Here is a 20,789-nt window from a genome sequence, read left to right as displayed (position 1 = left end):
GTAAAGCGTCAGCGCCAGCGCGATTCCTGACGATCGTAGGTATGCGCGAACGGATCGGCGGTCTCGGCGATCAACCGTTTTTTCGCGATCTTGCGCGACGGCGTGCGCGGGAAATCGCCGTCCACGTATTGCAGAAAGCGCGGCACCTTGAACGCAGCGAGATGCTTCGCGCAATGCTCGAACACGGCGGCGGGCGGCACATCGGCATGAGAAAGGCCGTCGCGCAGCTTGAGATACGCCTTCACCTCTTCGCGCCGCAACGGATCGGGCACGGGCACGACGGCGGCTTCGTCGATCGCGTCCATGCTGCGCAGCACGGTCTCGACTTCCGTCGCCGAGACATTCTCGCCCGAGCGCTTGATCATCTCCTTGATGCGGCCGACGATCGAATAGAAGCCGTCCGCATCGCGCCGGAACAGATCGCCCGTGCGGAACCACTCGCCGTCGAAGCTCTCGGCGTTCGCTTCGGGCCGCTTGTAGTAACCCCACAGAATGCCGCGTCCGCGTATCCACAGCTCGCCGGTTTCATCGGCATCGGCGACGCTGCCGTCCTCGCGGCGAATCTGCAGCTCGCGAAACGGCGCGGGCAGGCCGCAGGTGCGTTCGAGCGCCTTGTCGTGCGCCCACGCGGGCACGAGCGCGCCGGTGCCCACTTCCGTCATGCCGAAACCTTCGCGCGCTATCACGTCGAAGCGCGCCTGCACTTCCTCGCGCGCGGGGCGCGTCCAGCCGTAGATGCTGATGTATTTGAGGCACACGTCGGCATCGCGCGCGCTAGCCGGATGCTGGCTCAGCGCGGGCTCGGGAAAGATGCAGTAGTGAATGCGATAGTCGATGAGCCACGACATGAAGCGCGTCAGACTCATGCGTTCCGCGATATACGCGGTGCCGCCGAGCTTCAGCGTCATGAGGAACTGCCACATCGGGTCCATGTAGAAGAACGGCGCCCAGATCAGCACGTTCTCGATGCCCGCGTCCGGCCCGCGCCGATGCCGCGCCGCGCCGTGACAATGGATCATCCAGTAGTCGTGGCTCAGCATGCAGCCTTTCGGAAAGCCCGTCGTGCCCGACGTGTATTGCAGGTTCAGCAGATCGTTGCGCGAAACCGCGGAGGGCGCGGCGAACGCGGCATCGCCCGTATCGACGAGCGTCTGCCATTGCAGCGGATGCCCGCCGCCGCCCGCGACGATCACGCGCTCCCACGCGAGCAGTCCGGGCAGCGCGGACGCATCCGCGAGACGCGGCAGAAACTCCGCGTCGATCACGAGATATTGCGCGTCGGCATCGGTTAGCACGAAGTTCATTTCATCGTGCGTATAGGCTGTGTTGACCGGCACCATCACCGCGCCGATGCGACCGAGCGCGATCCACGTCAGCGGAAATTCGGGCGTGTTCTTCAGCATCAGCGCGACGTGACAGCCCTTGCGCACGCCGAGGCGCACGAGCGAATCCGCGAGCTTCGAGGCCGCGCGGTCGATCTCCGCATAGGTCATGCCGATGCCGCGCTCGAACCACACGGCGGCGGTCTTGTCGCCGTGAAGCGCGGCCTGTTCGCGCACGAACTCGCCGAGCGATTCGGGCAGCGCGAGCCGCTCCTGACGCTTTCGACGGACGAGTTCGTCCTCCACGGTCGACGACAGTGTCTTCATGCTGTTCTCCGGAAACTTTGAGCGCGCATCGTCGCGACGCGCGCGCGATGCGTTCAGTCCTGCAGGATCATCTGGCAATCCTCCGGCGCCCAGTCGATGACGACGGGCGCGCCGCGCGCATGCGTCGCGGGCCGCCGGCTGCCCTGCTGCTGCACGACGATCTGCATGTCGCCGGGCAGGCGCACGTGATGACGCACGACGCTGCCGAGCGTGATCGAATCGACGAGCGTGCCCGCATGCCGCCGCCCGTCCGCGATGGCCGTATCGAACGTGAGATCGGAGTTGGCGGGCGTGGCCATCATGCGCACGCTTTCAGGCCGCACCAGCAGCTTGACCGCCGCGCCGCGCGCGACCTGCGAAGGCATCGCGGCGCGCAGCATGCCGAGCGGCGTCGAGACGAGCGCGTGCTCGCCGGTGTTGTCGTGCACCGTGCCCGCAATCAGATTCGCCGTGCCGATGAAGCTCGCCGCGAAGGCCGTGCGCGGCGCGCGATACAGCTCGTCGGGCGTCGCGATCTGTTCGACGCGGCCATCGTTCATCAGCACGATGCGGTCGGACATCGACAGCGCTTCGTCCTGATCGTGCGTGACGTTGAGCATGGTGATGCCGAGTTCCGCGTGCAGCCGGCGAATCTCGAACTGCATCTGTTCGCGCAGCTTTTTATCGAGCGCGCCGAGCGGTTCGTCGAGCAGAATCAGCGCCGGGTTATAGACGATGCAGCGCGCGAGCGACACGCGCTGCTGCTGTCCGCCCGACAGTTCCTTCGGCTTGCGTTGCGCGATGTCGGGCAGGCGCACGAGATCGAGCACGTCCTTCACCTTGCGGCGAATCTCGTCTTTCGGCAGCTTGCGCACGCGCAACGGAAACGCGATGTTGTCGAACACGGTCATGTGCGGCATCAGCGCGTAGTTCTGGAACACCATGCCGAGGCCGCGCGAATTCGGCGGCGCATCGGTAATATCCGTGCCGCGCACGAAGATGCGTCCCGACGAAGGTCGCACCATGCCCGCGATCAAATTAAGCAGCGTGGTCTTGCCCGATCCGCTCGGCCCGAGCAGCGTGACGAATTCGCCCTGCTTCACGCTGAAATCGAGCGGCGCAAGCGCCTGGACCGCGCCGTAACGCCGCGAGACCTGTTTCAGTTCGATCATGTTCATCGTCAGGCTCCGCTCAATGTTTCTCCGCGCGCATCACCACCTGCGCCGCGTTGTGTCCCGGCACGCCCGTCACGCCGCCGCCCGGATGCACCGACGCGCCGCACTGATACAGGCCCTTCACCGGCGTCCGGTAATCCGCCGCGCCCTGCACCGGACGCCGGAAGAAAATCTGGTCCGCGCTCAGTTCGCCGTGATGCACGTGCCCGCCCGGCAGCGCGAAAATGCGTTCGAGATCGAATGGCGAGAGCACCTGCGCATCGTCGATGCATTCGCGGATATCCGGCGCATACGCGGCGAGCGTATCGATCACGATGTCGTAGAGACGCGCGCGCTGCGTCTCCCATGTTCCCTCGCGCAGCGCATACGGCGCGTGCTGTCCGAAGATGCTGACGAGATGCTTGCCCGCCGGCGCGACGCTCGGATCGACCGCGCTCGGCGTCATCACGACGAGCGCCGGATGTGGCGAGATTTCGCCGTATTTCGCGGCATCCCACGCGCGTTCGAGATACTCGACCGACGGCCCGATGCGCACTTGCGCCGGATACACAAAGCCCGCCGCCGCTGCGTCGAAATCGGTGAAGGTCGGCAGGCGGTTGAGCGCGAGATGCACCTTGAACGCCGTCGAACGATCGCGAATCTGACCGACGCGCGTGAGGAACTGTGGCGCGACATGCCGCGCGTTGACGAGCCGCTGGAACAGCACCTTCGTCGCAACGTTCGAGATCACGCAGCCCGCCGCGATGTGTTCGCCCGATTCGAGCCGCACACCCACTGCGCGCGCGCCTTCGATCAGCACTTCGGCCACCGGCGCATCGCAGCGCACCTCCATGCCGTGCGCCTTGCCCGATGCCGCGATCGCATCGGAGATCGTGCCCATGCCGCCGCGCACGAAACCCGCCGGGCCCGCGCTCGTCGTATGGTCGCGAATGAAGCCGCGCAGCAGCACATACGCCGATCCGGGCGAGCAGATGCTGGTCGCCGCGCCGCCGCACGACGCGTAGAAACCGAGCGCCGCGATCATCTCGCCGGAGCGGAACCAGCGCGCGAGGAAATCGCGCGCGGACAGCGTGAGCACGTCGTAAAGCTCGTAGAACTGCTCGCCCATGTCGCGAAAGCGCCATGCGAAACCGAGCAGCTTGCCGCGCGCGGACAACGCGTGATCGGCGGGATCGGGCGGAATCTCCCACAGCATGTCGGAAACCACTTTGCCGAGCTTCGTCATGTGCGCGCGATAGGCGCCGTAGGCATCGGCGTCTTCGCGGCTGAAGCGCGCGATGTCCGCACGCAACTGCTCGCCATCCGCGCGGAACACGAGACTGCGCCCGTTGCCGTAGAGATGCAGCATCGGCGGCGGCGCGACGATCTCGTAGCCGTACTTCGCGAGTTCCAGTTCCTCGATGATGCGCGGCTGCAGAAGCGCCTGCGTGTACGAGGCCGTCGAGACGCGATAGCCCGGCCACACGGCCTCGCTCACCGCCGCGCCGCCCGCGATTTCGCGCCGCTCCAGCAGGCACACGGCAAAGCCCTTGCGCGCGAGATACGCGCCGCACACGAGCCCGTTGTGTCCCGCACCGATGATCACCGCGTCGTATCGTCTGGCCATGTTGGTCGGGTCCGGATTATTGTTCGGCGGACGCGTCGCGCCGCTGCAAGGCCATGATGCCGAGGCACACGAAGAGCGAGATCAGCGTGAGCAGCGTGGATACCGCGGCGAGCACCGGCGACACTTCCCAGCGGATCGCGCTGTACATCTTGACGGGCAGCGTGGTCGTTTGCGGGCCGGAGATGAAGTACGCGACCACGACTTCATCGAACGAGAGCAGGAACGCGAACAGCATGCTCACGGCCACCGACGCGCGAATCTGCGGCAGCACGACCTGAAAGAAGATGCGCACGCGGCTCGCGCCCATCACCAGCGCGACGGCTTCGAGCGATGCATCCGCGTGACGCAGGCCCGAGCCCACCGCGATCACGACGAACGGCACCACCAGCACCGCATGCGCAAGCGCGAGGCCCCACACGGTATTGACGAGCGCGAACATCGAAAACTGCTTGTAGATGCCGAGGCCGAGCACGACGACCGGCACGAGCATCGGCGTGATGGCGAAGGTTTCGAGCACGCGCTTGCCGGGGAAGCGGCCGCGCGCCAGTGCATACGCGCCGGGCACGCCCACGCCGATCGATATCGCCGAGGCGATGAGCGCGACCGACACGCTCGTCACGCACGCGCCCCACCACGCAGGATCGGCGAAAAACTGCCTGAAGAGCGCGAGCGAGAACGTCTTCGGCGGGAACGTGAGTTCGGTGCCGCCGCCGAACGAGATCGGCACGATGACGAGGCTCGGCAGCAACAGGAACAGATAGCCGCACCAGCCGCCGAGCGCGCCGAGCACGCGCAACGTCCTGCGCCAGTCGCGGCGCGCGGGTTCGGGGCGAGCAACCATGTCTCGACCGTTGGAGCCGTCGGTCACGCGGGTTGCGGTATCCATCATGCGAGCGCCTCCCTGCCCTGCTGCACGCGGCCGAGCATGCCGATCAAAATGCCGGAGAGCACGAGCAGCATCATCGCGATGGATGCGGCGAGCGTCCAGTCGAGCGTCGTGCGCGTATAGAAGTCGATCAGGTTTGCGAGCATCATGTCGCGCGGCCCGCCGAGCAATGCGGGCGTGATGTACATGCCCATCGACAGCGTGAGGCACATCAGCACGCCCGCGATTACGCCGGGCATCGACAGCGGCAGCGTGATGCGCGCGAAGATCATCCATGCACCCGCGCCCATCATCTCGGCGGCGAACTTGAGATTGCGGTTCTGCGTGGTGAGGCTCGTGAGAATCGGCAGCACCATGAAGGGCAGAAGATAGTTAGTCATGCCGATGACAACGCCGGCGCGATTGAACATCAGTTCCGGATGCCACGCGTCGCCGGACAGCCAGCCCGCCAGTCTCGCGATGATGCCCGCGCTGCCGAGCACCACGGTGAACGCGTAGCTCTTCACGAGAATGCTGGTCCAGAACGGCAGCATCACCATGACGAGATACGGCGCGCGTTTCGATGCGGGCAGCCGCGCGAGATGCAGCGCGACGATATAGCCGAGCACGAGGCTCGCGAGCGTGGCGAGCGCGCTGATCGTGAGCGTATTGACGAGCACGCGATGAATCAGCGGATTGGTCAGCACCTGCTCGTAGCCGCGCAGCGTGAAACGCTGGTCCCAGATGCTCGACCATCCGACCACGCCGAGCGGCCACAGAAAGAACACCGCGAGCAGCGCATAGAGCGGCAGCAGCATCACGACGACGGTCTTCACGTTCAGCGTGTAGTTCATCGCGCGTCTCTATCGGATTACGTGAGCATCCAGGTCGTGAAACGGTTCTGCAGCGCGTCGTAGTGATCGCCCCACCAGGCATCGTTGACGATGACGCTGTTCCTGTCGTGCATGTCCGGCATGCGCGCCTTCGCGGCGGCGGACATCAGCGGCATCGCGGCGGCGACGTTCGGCGCGAACTCGACCATCTCGCAGAACGCGGCCTGACGGTCCGGGCGCAGACAGAACGCGACGTACTGCATGGCGGCCTGCGTGTTCTTGCCGTACTTCGGCACCGCGAGATATTCGAGGCTGTTGAGCGTCTGCTTCATCGACATCTGGATGGACGTGCCCGCGCGCTGCGCCGGCAAGACGCGGCTCAGGTACGTGTACGTGTAGTCGAGCTCGTTGCTCGCGATGAGCGTGACCGTTTCCGGCGTCGTTTCGATCCACTTGCGCACGGCGGGCTTGATGCGGTCCATCGCCTTGAAGGCGCGTTCGACATCGAGCGGATAGAGCTTGTCGGGCGCGACGCCGTCCGCGAGCAAGGCCATCTCCAGATTCTCGCTGACGCGCGGACGCAAGCCGCGCCGCCCCGGAAACGCCTTCACGTCCCAGAACTCGGCGTAGGTCGTCGGCGGCTTCGCGGTGCGCTTCGGATCGAAGCCGATGCCGCCCGCGAACGAATACGTGCCGACGAAATCCGCGGCGGTCTTCGTGACCAGCCCGTCCGTCTTGACGATGGCCGGATCGAGCTTCTCCCACATGCCCGCGCGCGAACCCGCGACGATCTGCGGCCCGACGCTGTCGAACACGTCCCACGACACGTTCTTCGATTCGACCTGCACCTTCATGCGCGCGAGGTCCGCGCTGTTGACGAGCGTGACCGCGATGCCCGTCTCCTTCGTGAACGGCTCGGCGAACGCGCCGCGAATCGCCGCTTCGTACGCGCCGCCCCAGCATGTCACGCTGATGTTCTTCGACTGCGCGCGCACGATGGCCGGTGCGCCGAGCAGCGCCGCGCCGGCGAGCGCGCCCGCCTGTTGCAGGAACGCGCGTCTCGTTCGGGACGCGCGCGGTGAAGCATCGGAAATCGTATCGGGCTTGACGGCGGGCGTTTTCATGATGGTCTCCACGCTTGCGCGAAAGGGAAAAGATGACGCGTCGTTGCAGGCTTATCCGGCGATCCAGATGGCTTTCCAGTCCATGTATTTATCGAAGGCGTGCATCGACTTGTCGCGGCCGAAGCCCGACTGCTTGAAGCCGCCGAACGGCGACGACATCGTGCCGCGATCGAAACAGTTGACCCACACGACGCCCGCCTTCAGTTGCCGCGACACCTGCTGCGCGCGCGCGACGTTCGAGGTCCAGACGGCGGCGGCGAGGCCGTAGATCGTGTCGTTGGCGATGCGCACCGCTTCTTCCGGCGACTCCACCGTGATCGCCGACAGCACCGGCCCGAAGATTTCCTCGCGCGCGATACGCATGTCGTTGCTCACGCGATCGAACACGGTCGGCTCGATGAAGTAGCCGCCCGTGTCCGCCCGTGCCGCACGCCCGCCCGCGATGACGCGCGCACCGTCCGCGCGGCCCGCGTCGATGTACGACATGACCGTTTCGTGCTGCGACTGACTGACAATCGCGCCCATCTTCGTCGCGGGATCGAGCGGATCGCCGGGCACGAGCTCGCGGGCGATCTGCGCGACCTTGTCGAGCAGTTCGTCGCGCACGGCGGCCTGCACGATGAGACGCGAGCCCGCATTGCAGACCTGCCCGCTGTTGGCGAAGATGCCGGCCGCGACGGCGCGCGCGGCGGCGTCGAGATCGGGACAATCGTCGAGCACGATATGCGGGCTCTTGCCGCCGCATTCGAGACCCACGCGCTTGATGTTCGACTGGCCCGAGTACTGCATGAAAAGCTTGCCGACGGCGGTCGAACCGGTGAAGCCGACCGCATCCACGTCCATGTGCAGGCCGAGCGCGCGGCCCGCCGTTTCGCCGTAGCCGGGCAACACGTTGAGCACGCCCGGCGGCAGGCCCGCTTCCATCGCCAGCGCGGCGATGCGGATCGCGGTGAGCGGCGACTGTTCCGCGGGCTTGAGCACGACCGAGTTGCCCGCCGCGAGCGCGGGGCCGAGCTTCCAGCTCGCCATCGACAGCGGATAGTTCCACGGCACGACCGCCGCGACCACACCGAGCGGTTCGCGCACGATCATCGTCGTCATGTCGGGGGCGGCGGGCGCGGTTTCGCCGTACAGCTTGTCGATAGCCTCGCCGTACCACTGGATGCAGGTCGCCGAGCTGACGATGTCGCCGTTATAGGCATTGGCGATCGGCTTGCCGACATCGAGCGATTCGAGCAGCGCCAGTTCCTCGCGGTGTTCCATCATGAGCTGCGCGAACTTCAACATGACGGCCTTGCGTTCGGCGGGCGCGCGGCGCGACCACACGCCGGATTCGAACGCGCGGCGCGCGCTCGCCACCGCGACATCGACATCTTCTGTACCGCATTCCGCGATTTCGGCGATGACGCGGCCCGTCGCCGGATTCAGCGTCTCGAAGGTCTTGCCCGAGAGCGCGGCAACGTATTGTCCGTCGATGAACGCGCGGCCCTCGGGCCGGATTTCCTGGGCGCGAGCGCGCCACGCCGATGCGTCGGGAATGCTCACAGCAAAGCTCCTTTTTGGACGAGTGTTTTTGCGTGTTCCACCTGCGATGACAATCAGTGTACGGTGTCAAAACCATGAAAACCAATACATTCTGCTAAGCTTGTTCCTGCCAGAAAGTTATACCCTCACGACAGGCCTCGTCATGCTCAAAGTGCGTCATCTGGAGATTTTTCGCGCCGTCGTGAAGGCGGGCAGCGTGTCGGCGGCGGCGCGTCTCTTGTATGTGTCGCAGCCCGCCGTCACCAAGACGCTGCGCATGCTCGAAGAGGAAATCGGCCTGACGCTGTTCTTGCGCGTGAAAGGGCGGCTCGTCTGCACGCCCGAAGCCGAGGCCATCCTGCCGGATATCGAACGTCTCTTCGGCAGCGTGCAATCGATCGCCGAAACCGCGCGCGAAATTCAGCAAGGGCAGCGCGGGTCGATCCGCGTATCGACCGTATCGATGCTCGCGACGACCATCGTCGCGCGCGCGGTCGGCGAGTTCCGCAAGACGCATCCCTATGTCGAGTTCGATATCCGCGCGCTGCCCACGCGGCATGTGGTCGAGTACGTGAACAACAATCAGGCGGACTTCGGCATTCTGGATGTGGCCGCGCCTTCGGGCACGCTGGAAGTCGAGGAGTTTTGCAGCGCCGAATTGCACTGCGTGATGCGTGCCGAACATCCGCTCGCCGCGCGCAAAAGCATCACGCCGAAGATGCTCGATAAGGAGACCATCGCGACGTTCGGCGAGGACACGCTCACTGGCTGGCGTCTGCGCGAGGCGTTCCGTTCGCAAGGAAGAGTGTTCACGAGCGCGTTCGTGTCCAACAGCACGCCGGTGCTGTGCGCGCTGGTGCGCGAAGCGAATGCGGTGGCGCTCGTCGATCCGTTCGCGCTGATGGGCCGCTCGTTCCCCGATCTCGCCGCGCGGCGCTTCTCGCCCGCCGTGCCGGTCGAACCGCGCTTTCTGTTCGCGCCGGGGCGGCCGCGTTCGGTGATCGTCGATCAGTTCGTCGCGCAGCTCAAGCGGACGGCGGAACAACTGACGGTTTGATCGACGCGCGGCGGCGTGCTGCGTCAGTAAGTCGGCGGGGAAATGACCCAGACGACGACCGCGTCCGTCTCGCCGCGATTGGCCCATCGGAACGGCTCGCGCACGATGCGGAAACTGTCGCCGGGCGAGAGCTGGAACAGGTGATCGCCGATCCACATATCGAGTTCGCCCGACACCAGATAGCCTTCTTCCTCCGTGTCGCGCAGCGTCGCTTCGGCGAGCGCCGCGCCGGGCGCGAACGTGCTGAGAAAGGTCTCGAAGGCCCCGCCGATATCCGGCGACAGCAATTCCTCGACAAGCCCGTCCGTCGCGGAACCGAGCCGCCGCCGCGCGCCCGCGCGCACCACGCGCCCGACTTCCGCCGCCGGCTTTTTCTCCGACATGAAGAACCAGCCGAGCGGCACGCCGAGCGTATGCGCGACGCGTCGCAGATCGGAAATCGAAATCTCCGCGCGGCCGCGTTCGAGCTGGCTGATGAAGCTGACCGAACGCCCCGTCGCGAGCGCGATTTCCGCGAGCGTCTTCGATCGCGCCTTGCGCAGCTTGCGAATTTCCTGCCCGAGCGCGACCTGATCCATGCCCGGATCGTCGATGAAATCCGCCTCGTTCCTGTGTACCGCACCGCGCGCCATTGACGCCTCCACGCCTGCCGATGATTGCATCGCCGAAAAATTTCCGGCCTGAATTTCTTCCGTAAGAAAATGCATTGTACCGTCGCTCGTTCACGGCGCGCTCCGCGGTGTCGTCAGCTTTTGATCCGCGCGTTCTCCGGATCGTAGAAAGGCGCGAGGCTCGCCTGCGCCGGCACGCGTTCCCATGCGACTTCGATCTCGAACGCGTTCTCCGCAAGCCACTGCGCGGTAACGCCCGCGTCGTGTGTCACGTAGCCCATGCCCAGCGATGCGCCCAGCCGATGCCCGAACATGCCCGACGTGATCGACCCGACGATCTCGCCGCCGCACCAGATCGGCTCTTCGTGATACAGCAGCTTCGACGGATCGGCGAGACGGAACTGGACCATGCGCCGGGTCGGCGGCGTGCGCGTGCGCGCCTCGCGCAGCGCATCGAGGCCGATGAAGCCGCCCGCCTTTTCCCACGCGACGCAGAAGCCGAGCCCCGCATCGAGCGGGTTGTCCGCGATGCCGATATCGTGCCCCCAATGGCGATAGCCCTTCTCGGTGCGGCAACTGTTCATCGCGTGATAACCGGCGAGGCGCAGGCCGAACGGCGCGCCTTCGTCCATCAGCCGGTCGTAGACATGGACGGCGAATTCCATCGGCACATAGAGTTCCCAGCCCAGTTCGCCGACGAAGGTGATGCGGCTCGCCCGCACGCGCGCGTAGCCGATCTCGATCTCGCGCGATGTCGCGAAGGGAAAGCGCGCATCGGACAGATCTTCGCCGGACAGCTTTTCCAGCAACGCGCGCGATTGCGGACCCATGACGCCGAGCACGGCATAGCTCGATGTCACATCGGTGGCAATGCAGCGCGCATCGGCGGGCAGATTGCGTTCGAGCCACGAGAAATCGCGCGTCTGCGTGGCGCCCGCCGTGACCACCATGTACGCCTGCGGACCGGTGCGCGTGATCGTGAGATCGGCCTCGATGCCGCCGCGCGCGTTCAGCCATTGCGTGTAGACCATCTTGCCGACGGGCACATCCACGTTCGATGTCGACAGCCAGTTCAGCGCGCGCGTCGCGTCCGGGCCCTGCACCATGAACTTCGCGAACGAGGTCTGATCGAACAGCGCGACCTCGTCGCGCACGGCGCGGCATTCGTCGGCGCAGCGGTCGAACCAGTTCTGCCGGCCCCAGCTATAGGCGTATTTCGCGTCGCTGCGCGGCGGCGCGTACCAGTTCGCGCGCTCCCATCCGGCGACTTCGCCCATCACCGCGCCCGCCGCGACAAGCCGGTCGTGCAGCGGCGAACGGCGCGCGCCACGCGCGGTCTCGACCTGACGGAACGGCCAGTGCATCGCATAGAGCAGGCCGAGCGTTTCCGTGGTCCGGTCGCGCAGATACGCCTTCGTGCCCTGAAACGGATGCATGCGCCGCACATCCACATCCGAGAGATCGGCGGGCGGATGACGATCGCGAATCCATTGCGCGAGCGCCTTGCCCGCGCCGCCTGAACTCTGGATGCCGATGGAATTGAAGCCGCACGCGACGAACAGATCGCGCACTTCCGCCGTCTCGCCGAGCAGATAGCGATCGTCCGGCGTGAAGCTTTCCGGCCCGTTGAAGAACGTCTTGATGCCGGTGCGTTCGAGCACGGGCACGCGCCGCGCGGCATCGAGCAGAATCGGCTCGAAGTGATCGAAGTCGTCGGGCAAGGCGTCGAAACAGAAGTCTTCCGGGATGCCGCTCATGCCCCACGGTTTCGCCACCGGCTCGAACGCGCCGACGAGCAGCTTGCCCGCGTCCTCCTTGTAATATGCGCATTCGTCCGGCACGCGCAGCACGGGCAGATTGTTCGGCAGGCCGTCGACGGCTTCGGTGACGATATAAAAATGCTCGGCCGCGTGCAGCGGAATCGACACGCCGGCCGCCGCGGCCAGTTCGCGCGACCACATGCCCGCGGCCAGCACGACGGTGCGGGCCTTGAGCACGCCTTCTTCCGTCCGCACGCCGACCGCGCGCCCGTTCTCGACCAGCAGCTTCTCCACCTTCAGGTTTTCGACGATCTTCGCGCCGCGCATGCGCGCGCCCTTCGCGAAGGCCTGCGTGATATCGGTCGGATTCGCCTGACCGTCCTTCGGCAGAAACACGCCGCCGACGACGCCGTCGAGATCGAGCAGCGGCCAGAGACGCGTGATGTCGTCGCGGCCGATCACCTGCACGTCGAGCCCGAAATTCTTCGCCATCGACGCGCCGCGCTTCAGTTCCTCGAAGCGCTCCTGATTGAGCGCGACGCTGACCGAACCGTTCTGCTTGAACCCGGTCGCCTGACCAGTTTCGCGCTCCAGTTCGTAGAGCAACTCGGACGTGTATTTCGCGAGTTCGGTCAGTTGCCGGCTGCTGCGCAACTGGCCGATCAGGCCCGCCGCGTGCCAGGTCGTGCCGCAAGTCAGCTGCCGCCGCTCCAGCAACACGACGTCGGTGATGCCGAGCTTCGTCAGATGATAGGCGATCGAACATCCGACGATACCGCCGCCGACGATCACCACCTCCGCCTGCGCGGGAAGTCTGTCTGCCATGTTCGAACGTTCCTTTGCCGTAAGTTGTCCGCGTTCCTTTGAAGAAAAAATAATCGCTAAAAATTTTTTCAGCAAACATTTTTTGATTTCGCGTTATTCTTGGATCACGTTCCGCACCTTGGCGAGAGGAAGATGAACGCAAGCCCCCGCGACGCCCACGCATCGATGCGCGCCCTGCTGCTGCCTCGATCCATCGCCGTGATCGGCGTGTCCGAGCGCGACGGCGCATTCGGCAACAAGGTGCTGCGTTCGATCACGGGCAGCGGATTCGCCGGCCGCGTTCATGCGGTGAACCCGAAAACGCCGCTGATCGACGGCGTGCAGGCGTATGCGGATATCGCGTCCATTCCCGAACCGGTCGATTGCGTGGCGCTCGCCATCAACGAAGCGCGCGTCGAAGCGGCGCTCACCGACGCGATCCGCGCGGGCGTGCGCGCGGCGGTGATCTTCGGCAAGCTGTCCGGCGACGCCGCCGCGCCCGATTCGCCGTTCGCGCGCGTGCAGGCGCTCGCGGCGTCGGCGGGCATGGCCATCTGCGGCAGCAACTGCATGGGCTTTGTCAGCGACGCGGTCCGCCTGCAAATGACGTCGATGCCGTTCCGCAACCTCGTCGCGGGCGGCGAAGTCGCGCTGGTCTCGCACAGCGGCTCGACATGGAGCGGGCTGCTCGGTAACCGGCGCGACATCGACTTCAACTTCGCGGTCTCGGCGGGACAGGAGATCGCGACGACGGCCGCCGATTACATCGACTTCTTTGCGGCGCAGCCTTCGACCCGCGTGATTGCGTGCGTGCTCGAAACCGTGCGCGATCCGGACGCCTTTCTCGCCGCCGTGGACGCTTGCGCGGCGCGCGGCATCGCCGTGATTGCGCTGAAGCTCGGGCGCAGCGTCGCGGGACGCGCGTTTGCGCAGTCGCATTCCGGCGCGCTGGCCGGCAGCGCCGACGTGTACGACGCGGTATTCGAGCGGCATCGCGTGATCGCCGTGCGTTCGCTCGACGAAATGCTGAACACGGTCGAGCTCTTTCGGCATGCGCGCCGGCCGCGTTCGGCGGGCGTCGGCATCGTGACGGATTCGGGCGGCGAGCGGCAGTTGATCGCCGACTGGGCCGAATCGCTCGATATCGCGTTTCCGGCGCTTTCGGCGCGGACATCGCAACGCATCCAGCCCTTTCTCGATGCCGATACCGCCGTCGCCAATCCGCTCGATTATTGGGGCGATCAGGGCGCGCCGGCACTGGAGCCGTGTCTGCAAGCGATGGCCGATGCCGACGAAATCGGCACGGCGGTGCTCGCGAGCAACATGCCCGACGGCCGCGATTTCCTGCTCGACTGCTCGAAGGCCGCGCTCGCCGTGCATCGGATGACGGACAAGCCGCTCGTCGTGATGAGCCATGTCAGCGCGACGCTTTCGCCGGTCGAAGCGCTGCGGTTGAGGAAGGCGGGCATTCCGGTGTTGGCCGGCACCGAGAACGCATTGCGCGCGCTGAAACACTTCTCGCGGAGCGCGCAGCATGCCGCGCCGCGCACGGTGCGAAGCGAACCGTCCGCCGATGCGATCGCGCTGCTGAACGCCGAGCCGCACGCACTCAGCGCACACGCGGGCTTCACGCTGCTGTCGCGCAGCGGCATCGGGGTCGCGCCGTGGCGTGTCGTGCAGGATGCGGATAGCGCGATACAGTTCGCGCGCGAGGCCGGCTATCCGCTCGTCGCGAAGATCGACGATCCGGCCGTGCTGCATAAATCCGATCTGGGCGGCGTGCTGCTCAATCTCCACGACGACGCCGCGCTGCGCGATGCGTTCGCGCGTCTCACCGAAGGCCGCGCCGGCAAGCAAGTGCTCGTGCAGAAACAGTTGCGTGGCGTCGAACTGATCGTCGGCATGAGCACGGACGAGCAATTCGGCCCGGTGTTCACCATCGGCGGCGGCGGCATCTTCGTCGAAATTTTCAAGGACAGCTTCATCAGCCTGCCGGGCGAATCCGCAGCCGTGCTGCGCGGCAAGCTCGAAACGCTGCGCGTGTTTCGCCTGCTGCAAGGCGCGCGCGGACAGACACACGCCGATATCGATCGGGTCGTCGACACGATCCTGCGTTTCATCGATACCTTCAGCGCGCTCTCGGACACGATCCGCGAAGTCGAGGTGAATCCGTTCATCGTGACCGGCGACGCGATGCAGGCCGCCGACATACTCATCATTCGCCAGGGGACGTAAGCCATGCCCAACAGCTTTTCGACGATACAACTCGATTTCGACGATCGCGTCGCGAGCATCACGCTGAACCGCCCCGAGCGGCTGAACGCGATCGACTCGACGATGATCGCCGAGATGCGCGACGTGTTGCGCGCGCTCGAAGACGATGACGGCGTGCGCGCGATCGTGCTCGCGGGCGCGGGGCGCGCGTTCTCGGCGGGCTTCGATCTGAAGGAGTCCGCCGAAAAGAACTACACGACGGCGGCCGAATGGAAAGCGGTGCTGCGCAAGGACTTCGATTTCATCATGTCGTTCTGGCACTGCCGCAAGCCGATCGTCGCGGCGGTGCACGGACACTGCCTCGCCGGCGCGCTCGAAATGGCGGCTGCGTGCGATATCACCATTGCCGACGACACCGCGATCTTCGCCGAGCCGGAAGTGAAATTCGGCTCCGCGATCGTGTCGCTGATCCTGCCGTGGATCATCGGGCCGAAACTGGCGAAAGGCCTGTTGCTGACCGGCGACGACATCACCGCGCAGCGCGCCTACGACTACGGCCTCGTCAACGAAGTCGTGGCGACGGGCGAGCATCTCGCGCGCGCGATGAAAGTGGCGCGCGCGATTGCATCGGCCGCGCCCGCTTCGGTTCAGCTTACGAAATCGTACGTGAACCGGAGCGTGGACTACAGCGGCTTCAGCGCCGCGCTCGAAGCGGCGCTGGACGGCGCGATCATCGCCGAATCGGCGCAGGGGCCGGAACGAGCGGAGTTCAACCGGATCAGGAAGGAGGAAGGGCTGAAGGCGGCTATCGAGTGGAGGAATGGGCGGCGGTAGGGGCTATCTTTCCACCGCGCACCCTCAAATCTTGAAACTCTCCAGCGTAGCCGGATGAAACAGTTCCTCCGGCTGCAGCAAGCGGCTCGACAAACCCTCCTCATGATGCCGCTTCAAAAAGCGCGACAACACATGCCGGTTCGGCTCGAAGCCATACGACCAGAAGTCGTCGCCCATGAGACGCCGCGCGTTACGCAATTGCTCTTCGACGAAAGGCAGCGTCACCTTGGTCGCCGACGTATCGCTCAGCTTCGCGAGCGCGACCGCCTTGCTCTTCTCGAACGCCTTCGCGACCGCGCCCGGCAGCCACGGATGCTGCTCCGCAAGCGAGCGACGCACGCCCAGCAGATGCATGATCGGGAACAGCTTCGTGCGCGCGTACCAGTCCGCGGCGGCCTTCTGCGGATCGTCGTAGAGATACTTCACGTTCGGATGGCCGTTGGTGAAACATGACGGCGCGCGTGGGCCGATGAGCGCATCGATCTCGCCCGAAGCGAGCATGCCGGAAATCGTCTGGTTCTCGGGCGCGTTTTCGAGCCGAACGTCTTCGGGCAGCTTGAGGCTGATCTTCTCCAGACGCCCGGCTTCTTCGTAACCGCCGCGTATCCACGTCACATCCGATGCCTTCACCCCGTGATCTTCTTCGAGGAATAACCGCGCCCACACGTTGGCCGTCAACTGATACTCCGGCACGCCGATGCGCTTGCCCTTGAGATCGGCGGGCGTGTCGATGCCGCGATCGTCGCGCACGTAGATCGACGTATGACGAAACGCACGCGACGGAAAAATCGGCACGGCGATATACGGGCTCGTGCCCGCCGCCGTCTTCACGCTATAGCTCGACAACGACAGTTCGCAGATGTCGTAATCCGCGTGACGGAATGCACGAAAGAAAATCTCTTCCGGGTCCTGCAACATGAAGACCGGATCGACGCCATCGATCTGCACTTCGCCGTCGACGAGCGGCCGCATGCGATCATAGTTCCCCACCGCAATGGACAAATTCAGCTTACTCATATTCAACATTCCTTATTAATTCAAAAATTTACTCGCCGATAAGCACGTCGCGCTGTTCCGCACTCGAACGCAGCATTGCGAGACATATTTCCAGTGTGCCGCGCGCCCATGCGCCGTCGTGCAGCGGCGCAATGCCGCCATGCACGGCCGCCACGAGTTCGTCGATGACTTCGGCGCGCGGCACCACGGGCGCATCGAGCTCGATTCGTTCCCGCCGCTCGTCGCCATGGATGACGATGCCGTCCGGCATCGGTCGCAAATCGCCGCGCTCGCATGACACGATCAGCGGCCCGAAGTGCTGATGTCTGCGCGCATCGGGCACTTTCGATGCAGGCGTGTAAGCGTTGCCGCCGTATGTGCCCGCCGCCTTGAGCCGCGCCTCTTCTTCGCCCGACGCAACCCGCGATAGCTTTCGACGCGCGGCACCATACTCGTCCGCATTGCGCGCCTGACCCATTTCACCGATCCAGCCGGTCCATTCATCCGAGTCGAAATGCGCGTAGCCGTTGTACGAGAGCGTCGCGAACGCACCGTTCTCGAACCATAGCGTCGCGGTGTACGCGCCTTCGGTCGCACGCTTCGCATCCCAGTTGCCGACTGCCGCGCGAATGCGCGTCGCGCGGCTGCCCGCGAGCATGCGCACGATATCCACCTGGTGCGCCGCCTGACTGAATACTGCGCCGCCGCCCTCTTCGGTCTTCAGTTCCTCGGGGCGGCGCGGCCGGTACAGATAATCCGTGTAGTTGAGCGCGTGGATCATCTTCACGCTGCCGAACGCACCCGATGCGATCAGCTCGCGCGTGCGCAGATAAGGCGTATCGAAGCTATGACAATGACCGACGATCAGATGCACGTTCGCTTCACGGCACGCGTCGATCATGTCGTTGCATTCGGCGAGGGACAGCGCCATCGGCTTTTCGACGAGCACATGCTTGCCGTGCGATGCCGCCATCCGCGTATGCGCCGCATGAAACTGATGCGGGCTCGCGATGTAGATCGCATCGATGTCCGGGCGCGTCGCGAGCGCGTCGATACTGTCGAAGGCGGGCGCGTCGAAGTCGGCTTCGAACTGCGCGCGCGCCGTCTCCCGCGGATCGCAAGCCGCGACGAGTTGCACGCGCGTATCGGCGAGAAACGTCGGCAGCATCAGCGAGAAGGCGCGGCCCAGTCCCGCGATACCGAGTCGAATCTTCTCCATCAGACCTGAACCTGATAGTTCGATTCGAGTTCCGGCGCGGTCTCTCCGGCAGGTTCGACCCACACCGGATGCGCGGCGTACTGCTTCCAGTCGGTGTCTTTCGGGACCATCGCCTGGAAAGAGCACACGCTGCGCGGAATCGCCTTGCCGCCGGTGCCGATGGCCGCTTCGCCCGACTGGAACTCCTTCAGCGCGTCGAGCATGCGGCGGCGAAATTCGACGACGGCCACATCGCTCGCGCCGAGCCGCTCTTCAGTGCGATCCGCGACCGCGCCCATCGTCACCCACATCGCGATGTCCTGATTCGGAAAGCCCTTGATGCCCGTGAAGTTGCCCGCCTTCATCGCTTCGCGATCCTGCCAGAAGCGGTTGTCGTGATTGCGCAGCGGCCGGTAGTACGCGTCGAGATCGATGCCGACCTGCTGTCCGAGAAACTTGCGCCACGTTTCGGTTTCCGGCGTCTTGTCGGCATGTCCCCACGCCATGAAATAGAACGCGGTGCTGGTGTCGTCGCACGGCACGTTGATGTTGGCGACGTTGTACAGGTTGTTCGGCGGAATCAGCGCGGTGGCCGGCGCGACGAACACGGTCGAGCGCACGTAGTCGTGCGTGGCGGCGTTCTGAATCGGGCGGCGCAGCGCGGCATAGCGGAAGCCGTAGCTCGTGCGATGCACCTGCATGCGCGGCGCCTTGTCCGTCGACGGACGCAGCCAGTTCTTCGAGGTCGCCTCCGCGCCGCCGACGCGCGCCGGCACGAAGTCCGACGAATGCAGGCTCGAACTGTGCGCCGAATCGATCGCGCCTTCGAGAATCTGCGCCCAGTTGCACGGCAGAATCGCTTTCGCGATGCTCACGCGCGTCTCTTCGGTCGGCGCCCACGCGGGCGGGACGAACTCGGGAATCGCGTCCTGCGGCCCCATGTACGCCCAGACGAAACCGCCCCATTCCTTCGTTTCATAGGCCTTGTGCTTCGTCTTCTTCGTCATGTCGCTGCACGAAGGCTCAGAGACCATTTCGACGACATTGCCCTTCACGTCCATCTTCCAGCCGTGATAGAGGCAGCGCAGGCCGCCATCCTCGTTGCGCCCATACACGAGCGACACGCGCCGATGCGGGCAGTATTCGCCCATCACGCCGACGTTGCCGTCGGTATCGCGGAACACGACGAGATCTTCCCCGAACACGCGCGCCTTGACGGGCGCGCCGTCCGGCTCGCTGACTTCCTCGATGAGGCAAACGGGCGTCCAGTGACGGCGCATCAGCTGACCCATCGGTGCATCGCCTTCGACACGGCACAGCAATTCGTTTTCTTCATGCGTGAGCATTGACGCTTCTCCAGATATTTCAAAGATCGAGTACAAGTTCTTCGCTCTTCGCACGCGACACGCAGATCATGATCTGATCGCGCTTTTCGTCGTCGCCGAGCACCATGTCGCGATGGTCCGCTTCGCCCGCACACAGCGTCGTGCGGCACGATCCGCACGTGCCGCTCTCGCAAGAGCTCGGCGCGCGAATGCCGTTGTCGCGCAGGATTTCTAGGATCGAGCGGTCTTTCGGAATCTCGAAGGAGCGGCCCGAGCGTTCGAGCTTCACGCTGAACGGCGTGTTGTCCGCCGCGCGCGACTGATCCACGCCGAAGCTCTCGAAATGCACGCTGCCTGTCGGCCAGTGGCCGGTCATGTCGCGCACGCCGTCCATCAGCGCGCGCGGACCGCAGCAGTAAACATGCGCGCCGCTGCCGGGCTTTTCGAAGACCGGCCAGAAATCGAACGCGTTGGCGAGATCGCCGTGATCGTGATGAATCACCACATGCGGCTTCCATTCCGCGCTCGTCAGTTCATCGAGGAAAGCGGTCGTCTCCAGGCTGCGCGAGACGTAATACAGCTTGAAGCGCGGGCCGGCGGTGGCCTTGAGGTGACGCATCATCGACAGCACCGGCGTGATGCCGATGCCGCCCGCGACGAACACGAAGCTGCGCGCGCGTTCGCTCAGTTCGAATTCGTTGCGCGGCTCGGAGACATCGATACGGTCGCCTTGTGCGACGTCGTCCGTCATGCTCATCGAGCCGCCGCGGCCCGCCGCGTCGCGCTTCACGGCGATCACGTAGCGGTCGGTCTCGTCCGGATCGTTGCATAGCGAGTAGTTGCGGTTCGCGCCGCTCGGCACACGCACCGTCAGATGCGCGCCGGCCGTGAACGGCGGCAGCTCGCGCCCGGCTTCATCGCGCAATTCGAAACGGAAGATGCCTTCCGCCACCGCGTCCTTCTTCGTCACCACGAGGGTCCTGAATGACAGTTCGTCGTTCATTGCACCTGCTCCCTGCTTGTCGCCTCATTCGATCGGGCCAGCCTCGGCGTCGATCACCATGTCGTTTATATTAGATATCTAATTATTTTGAAGCAAGCGGGTTTTCCCTGAAATCGTCTTCAAATGAAAAACGGCGCCTTCATGACGAAGGCGCCCAGACTGCTGACCAACCCCACGTTTTCTCAACGTGGGGTTTTCTTTTTCACCCGAAGGCGATTTGAGCGCTCACCGG

At 65.0% G+C, this 20,789-nt stretch carries 16 protein-coding genes; 3 read left to right on the top strand and 13 right to left on the bottom strand.

Annotation, left to right across the window (positions count from 1 at the left end):
• Positions 1-8 precede the first annotated feature (8 nt).
• The 7 genes from AWB70_RS14670 to AWB70_RS14640 are packed head-to-tail and all read right to left on the bottom strand — an operon-like array spanning position 9 to position 8,776.
• Positions 9-1,649 carry a class I adenylate-forming enzyme family protein gene (locus AWB70_RS14670; RefSeq protein ID WP_053568989.1) on the bottom strand — a complete coding sequence of 547 codons (1,641 nt, stop codon included), beginning with the start codon at positions 1,647-1,649 and terminating at the stop codon, positions 9-11.
• A 53-nt stretch (positions 1,650-1,702) separates the two neighbouring features.
• A complete protein-coding gene (locus AWB70_RS14665) occupies positions 1,703-2,806 on the bottom strand; it encodes an ABC transporter ATP-binding protein (protein WP_053568988.1) in 1,104 nt (367 codons plus the stop codon).
• A 13-nt stretch (positions 2,807-2,819) separates the two neighbouring features.
• Positions 2,820-4,409 carry a phytoene desaturase family protein gene (locus tag AWB70_RS14660; protein WP_053568987.1) on the bottom strand — a complete coding sequence of 530 codons (1,590 nt, stop codon included), beginning with the start codon at positions 4,407-4,409 and terminating at the stop codon, positions 2,820-2,822.
• A 16-nt stretch (positions 4,410-4,425) separates the two neighbouring features.
• Positions 4,426-5,298, bottom strand: coding sequence for an ABC transporter permease (locus AWB70_RS14655; RefSeq protein WP_052485661.1), 873 nt, complete (start codon positions 5,296-5,298; stop codon positions 4,426-4,428).
• Positions 5,295-6,128, bottom strand: coding sequence for an ABC transporter permease (locus AWB70_RS14650; RefSeq protein ID WP_053568986.1), 834 nt, complete (start codon positions 6,126-6,128; stop codon positions 5,295-5,297). The genes AWB70_RS14655 and AWB70_RS14650 overlap by 4 nt, the downstream gene beginning before the upstream one ends.
• Before the next feature lie 17 nt (positions 6,129-6,145).
• Positions 6,146-7,231, bottom strand: coding sequence for an ABC transporter substrate-binding protein (locus tag AWB70_RS14645; protein ID WP_053568985.1), 1,086 nt, complete (start codon positions 7,229-7,231; stop codon positions 6,146-6,148).
• A 51-nt stretch (positions 7,232-7,282) separates the two neighbouring features.
• Positions 7,283-8,776: an aldehyde dehydrogenase gene (locus tag AWB70_RS14640; protein ID WP_200826419.1), complete on the bottom strand. Its 1,494-nt coding sequence runs from the start codon at positions 8,774-8,776 to the stop codon at positions 7,283-7,285.
• A gap of 142 nt (positions 8,777-8,918) precedes the next feature.
• Here AWB70_RS14640 and AWB70_RS14635 point away from each other — a divergent pair, with 142 nt between their 5' ends.
• Complete coding sequence (locus AWB70_RS14635) at positions 8,919-9,812, top strand: LysR family transcriptional regulator (protein ID WP_053568984.1); 894 nt, start codon at positions 8,919-8,921, stop codon at positions 9,810-9,812.
• 23 nt (positions 9,813-9,835) lie between these two features.
• Here the strand turns inward: AWB70_RS14635 and AWB70_RS14630 are convergent, their stop codons facing one another.
• Positions 9,836-10,474 carry a helix-turn-helix domain-containing protein gene (locus AWB70_RS14630; RefSeq protein ID WP_200826418.1) on the bottom strand — a complete coding sequence of 213 codons (639 nt, stop codon included), beginning with the start codon at positions 10,472-10,474 and terminating at the stop codon, positions 9,836-9,838.
• An 83-nt stretch (positions 10,475-10,557) separates the two neighbouring features.
• On the bottom strand, positions 10,558-13,008 hold the full coding sequence (locus AWB70_RS14625) for a GcvT family protein (protein WP_053568983.1): 2,451 nt from the start codon (positions 13,006-13,008) through the stop codon (positions 10,558-10,560).
• Between the two features lie 132 nt (positions 13,009-13,140).
• Between AWB70_RS14625 and AWB70_RS14620 the strand changes: the two genes are divergently transcribed.
• A complete protein-coding gene (locus tag AWB70_RS14620; protein WP_060854101.1) occupies positions 13,141-15,222 on the top strand; it encodes an acetate--CoA ligase family protein in 2,082 nt (693 codons plus the stop codon).
• A gap of 3 nt (positions 15,223-15,225) precedes the next feature.
• On the top strand, positions 15,226-16,035 hold the full coding sequence (locus AWB70_RS14615; protein ID WP_053568981.1) for an enoyl-CoA hydratase/isomerase family protein: 810 nt from the start codon (positions 15,226-15,228) through the stop codon (positions 16,033-16,035).
• 24 nt (positions 16,036-16,059) lie between these two features.
• Here the strand turns inward: AWB70_RS14615 and AWB70_RS14610 are convergent, their stop codons facing one another.
• From AWB70_RS14610 to AWB70_RS14595, 4 genes are read right to left on the bottom strand one after another with little or no spacing between them, the layout of a single operon-like run.
• Positions 16,060-17,052: an ABC transporter substrate-binding protein gene (locus AWB70_RS14610; RefSeq protein ID WP_053568980.1), complete on the bottom strand. Its 993-nt coding sequence runs from the start codon at positions 17,050-17,052 to the stop codon at positions 16,060-16,062.
• Positions 17,053-17,080: 28 nt separating this feature from the next.
• On the bottom strand, positions 17,081-18,250 hold the full coding sequence (locus AWB70_RS14605; RefSeq protein ID WP_053568979.1) for a Gfo/Idh/MocA family protein: 1,170 nt from the start codon (positions 18,248-18,250) through the stop codon (positions 17,081-17,083).
• On the bottom strand, positions 18,250-19,575 hold the full coding sequence (locus tag AWB70_RS14600; protein ID WP_053568978.1) for a Rieske 2Fe-2S domain-containing protein: 1,326 nt from the start codon (positions 19,573-19,575) through the stop codon (positions 18,250-18,252). Before AWB70_RS14600 ends, AWB70_RS14605 begins: the two co-directional genes overlap by 1 nt.
• A 19-nt stretch (positions 19,576-19,594) precedes the next feature.
• On the bottom strand, positions 19,595-20,557 hold the full coding sequence (locus AWB70_RS14595; protein WP_053568977.1) for a PDR/VanB family oxidoreductase: 963 nt from the start codon (positions 20,555-20,557) through the stop codon (positions 19,595-19,597).
• Between the last annotated feature and the right edge of the window lie 232 nt (positions 20,558-20,789).

The sequence above is a fragment of the Caballeronia cordobensis genome, assembly GCF_001544575.2.
Lineage (GTDB): Bacteria > Pseudomonadota > Gammaproteobacteria > Burkholderiales > Burkholderiaceae > Caballeronia > Caballeronia cordobensis.
Note: the sequence above shows the minus strand (reverse complement) of the source record. Positions and strands in the feature narration are given on the sequence as shown.